This window comes from Thiohalocapsa sp., assembly GCF_019695415.1.
GTDB lineage: Bacteria > Pseudomonadota > Gammaproteobacteria > Chromatiales > Chromatiaceae > Thiohalocapsa.
In genome coordinates this window covers 1-3,404 of sequence record NZ_JAIFKJ010000205.1, presented here as the reverse complement: position 1 = coordinate 3,404, position 3,404 = coordinate 1, and the positions used below count along the sequence as shown (strand labels likewise).

General features: G+C 65.0%; 5 protein-coding genes. 3 read left to right on the top strand and 2 right to left on the bottom strand.

Annotated features, from left to right (window positions below; translation table 11 throughout):
- Nucleotides 1-306 precede the first annotated feature (306 nt).
- Nucleotides 307-702: an HPP family protein gene (locus I6U14_RS05835; protein WP_296897639.1), complete on the top strand. Its 396-nt coding sequence runs from the start codon at nucleotides 307-309 to the stop codon at nucleotides 700-702.
- Nucleotides 703-748: 46 nt separating this feature from the next.
- On the opposite strand, the gene I6U14_RS05830 is transcribed toward I6U14_RS05835, so the two are convergent.
- Both I6U14_RS05830 and I6U14_RS05825 read right to left on the bottom strand, forming a co-directional pair.
- A complete protein-coding gene (locus I6U14_RS05830) occupies nucleotides 749-1,120 on the bottom strand; it encodes a DUF805 domain-containing protein (RefSeq protein WP_296897637.1) in 372 nt (123 codons plus the stop codon).
- Nucleotides 1,121-1,264: 144 nt separating this feature from the next.
- Complete coding sequence (locus I6U14_RS05825; protein ID WP_296897636.1) at nucleotides 1,265-2,482, bottom strand: argininosuccinate synthase; 1,218 nt, start codon at nucleotides 2,480-2,482, stop codon at nucleotides 1,265-1,267.
- Between the two features lie 66 nt (nucleotides 2,483-2,548).
- Between I6U14_RS05825 and I6U14_RS05820 the strand changes: the two genes are divergently transcribed.
- Both I6U14_RS05820 and I6U14_RS05815 read left to right on the top strand, forming a co-directional pair.
- On the top strand, nucleotides 2,549-2,866 hold the full coding sequence (locus tag I6U14_RS05820) for a hypothetical protein (protein ID WP_296897635.1): 318 nt from the start codon (nucleotides 2,549-2,551) through the stop codon (nucleotides 2,864-2,866).
- Between the two features lie 240 nt (nucleotides 2,867-3,106).
- The gene (locus tag I6U14_RS05815) at nucleotides 3,107-3,376 is read left to right on the top strand and encodes a hypothetical protein (RefSeq protein ID WP_296897634.1); all 270 of its coding nucleotides are present in this window, start codon (nucleotides 3,107-3,109) and stop codon (nucleotides 3,374-3,376) included.
- Nucleotides 3,377-3,404: the final 28 nt, after the last annotated feature.

Here is a 3,404-nt window from a genome sequence, read left to right as displayed (position 1 = left end):
AATCAGCATCTCCTTAGAGCCGCCAACGCCCGGATACTGCCGTTTGTCGGACGGCTTACGCACGCGGTGGTTCGTTGATCTGGCGCAAAAAGCAATTGGGTCGGCGTCGCCCCGCCAACGCCCCTGGCAGATGGACTCGCGCCCTTGCTTGACCGACGCCACTTCTCAACGGCGCCCCCGTGGCGCATGCTGCCGCTTGCTGATACCCGATCGCTGCGCCGAGGGAAGCGTCGATTTATCGGCGTTACTCATGGGCGCGCGTACAAACGGCGACGCCACGACCACCCAAGAAAGGAGCCACTCCAAATGCAAGTTCGCGACTACATGAGCCCCGCGCCTGTCACCATCGACTCCGGCGCCGACTACCAGCAAGCCTTCAGCATCATGGAGGAGAAAAGCCTGCACCACCTGCCGGTGCTGGATGCCGCCGGTAATTGCGCGGGTTTGGTGGCGCGCCGCGACCTCCAGCTCGCCGCCCGCTGCTTCCAGGAAGCGCCGGTGGAGGTCGGCGAGATCATGCACAAGCCCGTGACCACCATCTCGCCGGAAGCGAGCCTGGGCGCCGCCGTTGAGCGCATGATGGACGACCACATCGGCTGCCTGCCCGTCTCCGACGCCGGCGGCGGTCATTTGGTGGGCATCATCACCGAGACAGACCTGCTGCGGGCGCTGCAGGATCTGCTGGCCCGCCAGGGCGGCTGAGTGCGGCGTGCGCCGCCAGCGTAAGCGGACGGACATCGTAGGCCTTTCAGGCGGCGATCCCTTTCGGGTTCGGCCCGTGTGCGTTCGTGCCCGGCTGGCTGTCTTGCACGAAGAAGAAGATCAGCACCAATGCACCCAGGATGGGAATTAGGACCAGCAAGTACCACCAGCCGCTGCGGCCGGTGTCATGCAGGCGCCGGATGGCCACCGCGATGCCGGGCAGCAATACGCCCAGCATGTAGAGCCCGCTGATCAGGCCGTAGCCGGTTTCCGCGGAGTAGGTGCCGATCAGGTTGTCGACCAAAGCCAGCGCGACGATGATCAGGAAGTTGAACAGCGTGAAATACCAAAACTCCGCCCGTTGGGCGCGTCCGGTAAACTGCGTGTACTTCTTGAGGACTTCGAGATACCAGTTCATGTGGTGAGGTTCTCCTTGGCTGAGGCCCCGCGGAGGGCCCAATTGCAACGCATGAGAATGGCGTGGCGGAATGGTCAGAACAGCCGGTCATGTTACCAGCCGCTGCAGGCTGCTGACGGCAACTTCCACCACCGCCGTAATGCATCAGCGCCGCCGCCCCTGCACGCGCAGCCGCAGCGCGTTCAGCCGAATGAAGCCCGTCGCGTCGCCCTGATCATAGGCGCCGGCATCCTCCTCGAAGGTCGCAATGGACTCATCGAATAGGCTGTTGGTGGCGGAGCGTCGGCCGACGACCGTGACGTTGCCCTTGTAGAGCTTCAGGCGCACGTCGCCGTTGACCACCGTCTGGGTCTGATCGATGGCAGCCTGCAGCATCTCGCGCTCCGGGCTGAACCAGTAGCCGTTGTAGATGAGCTCCGCGTAGCGCGGCATCAGCTCGTCTTTCAGGTGCGCCGCCTCGCGGTCCAGGGTCAGTGACTCCATGGCGCGGTGGGCCTTGAGCAGGATGGTGCCGCCGGGCGTCTCGTAACAGCCGCGGGACTTCATGCCGACATAGCGGTTCTCGACGATGTCCGCGCGGCCGATGCCGTGCTCGCCGCCGATGCGGTTCAGCGCCGCCAGCACTGCGGCCGGCGTCATGGCATTGCCGTCAATGGCGGTGACGTCGCCCCGTATGAAGGTCAACGTGATCTCCACCGGCGTGTCCGGGGCGTCCTGTGGGTCCTTGGTCCAGCGCCACATGTCGCCCCCCGGCTCCACCCAGGGGTCTTCCAGGTCGTAGCCCTCGTAGGAAATATGCAGCAGGTTCGCGTCCATGCTGTACGGCGACTTGGTGCCGTCGCGCTTTTGCTCGATGGCAATGCCATGCTCGGCAGCGTAGTTCATCAATTTCTCGCGGGAGAGCAGATCCCACTCCCGCCACGGCGCGATAATCTTGATGTCCGGGTTGAGCGCATAGGCCGTCAGCTCGAAGCGCACCTGGTCGTTGCCCTTACCCGTGGCGCCGTGACTGATGGCGTCGGCGCCGGTCTCGGCGGCGATCTCCACCAGCCGTTTGGCGATGAGTGGCCGCGCGATGGAGGTGCCGAGCAGATACTCACCCTCGTAGATGGCGTTGGCCCGGAACATCGGATAGACGAAGTCGCGGACGAACTCCTCGCGCAGGTCGTCGATATAGATTTCCTGGATGCCGGCGGCCTTGGCCTTCTCGCGCGCGGGCTCCAGCTCCTCGCCCTGGCCGATGTCGGCGGTGAAGGTCACCACCTCGCAGCCGTACTCCTGCTTGAGCCACTTGAGGATCACGGAGGTGTCGAGGCCGCCGGAGTAGGCGAGCACGACCTTCTTGACGGGGGTTCGGGACATGGAGGACTCCTGATGACGCGGAATGGCGGGAAGTTTGCAGGGTGAAGTTGGAAGTGTGAAGTGTCGGTGCGCAGCTCTGACCAGCCCCCGGCGGCGCGGCCGCCGCAGCTGAGGGAAGAATGCCTAAGCGGCCCGGCGGCGCTCGGTCCGGAGGTGCCTCCCGCACCGGAGCACGCCGCACTGAAGCTGCGCCTCGGCGACGTCGGGCCACCATGGACGCTGCGGTCGCGAGCGGATGCGCTGTCCCGTGATCAGCGTGAGCAGATCGGCGCCCAGCTCGCAGCCACCGCGCTCACCGATGATGCGCCCTGGCTGCAAGGACTCGACGCCTGGAACGACGTGGCCAGGGTGCTGCTGGAGGCGGCCGTATCGCACGGGAGATAATGGGGATCGTCTTCCACCAGGCGCAGCTGGGGTTGATCCGCGGTGATGGCGTGACCTCCCGGGGCGGCGCATCGCCGCACCGTAGACATACATCAAGCCGGTCTAGGGGCGGAGTCCCCTATCGTAAGCGCGGAGTAACCGCGTTTGGCGCTCTGTTCCGATTCTGGCCACCACCATGGGCAATCATCGGCACATCGACAGACCGGGTATCGCTCGGATCAGCCTGTCACGGAGATCATCATGCAGCGCTTCAAGATCGGCTGCCGCACCATGCGCGACGGCGTCGTCGTGAGCGGCGTGTTCCTGCTCACGGGCCTCGCACTGCTCGGGGCGGGTAAGTTCCTGGTGCCGGTCCTGCTGCACCTGGACCTGGTGGTGCAGGGGCTAGGGGGCTTGTTGCCCTTATTCGTGACCTTCATCCTGATCAGTACCTATCTGCGCACCACAAGCACTGATGCTGAGCATACCGGTGGCGCAGGCGGGGGTTTGAGCAGCCCACCCCGCGCCTGACAGAGCCCAAACGGGACAGACCACAACG

Excerpts from the sequence above, each read along its gene's own strand:
- I6U14_RS05835 (WP_296897639.1), top strand. The coding sequence starts at position 307 with ATGCAAGTTCGCGACTACATGAGCCCCGCGCCTGTCACCATCGACTCC.
- I6U14_RS05830 (WP_296897637.1), bottom strand. The coding sequence starts at position 1,120 with ATGAACTGGTATCTCGAAGTCCTCAAGAAGTACACGCAGTTTACCGGA.
- I6U14_RS05825 (WP_296897636.1), bottom strand. The coding sequence starts at position 2,482 with ATGTCCCGAACCCCCGTCAAGAAGGTCGTGCTCGCCTACTCCGGCGGC.
- I6U14_RS05815 (WP_296897634.1), top strand. The coding sequence starts at position 3,107 with ATGCAGCGCTTCAAGATCGGCTGCCGCACCATGCGCGACGGCGTCGTC.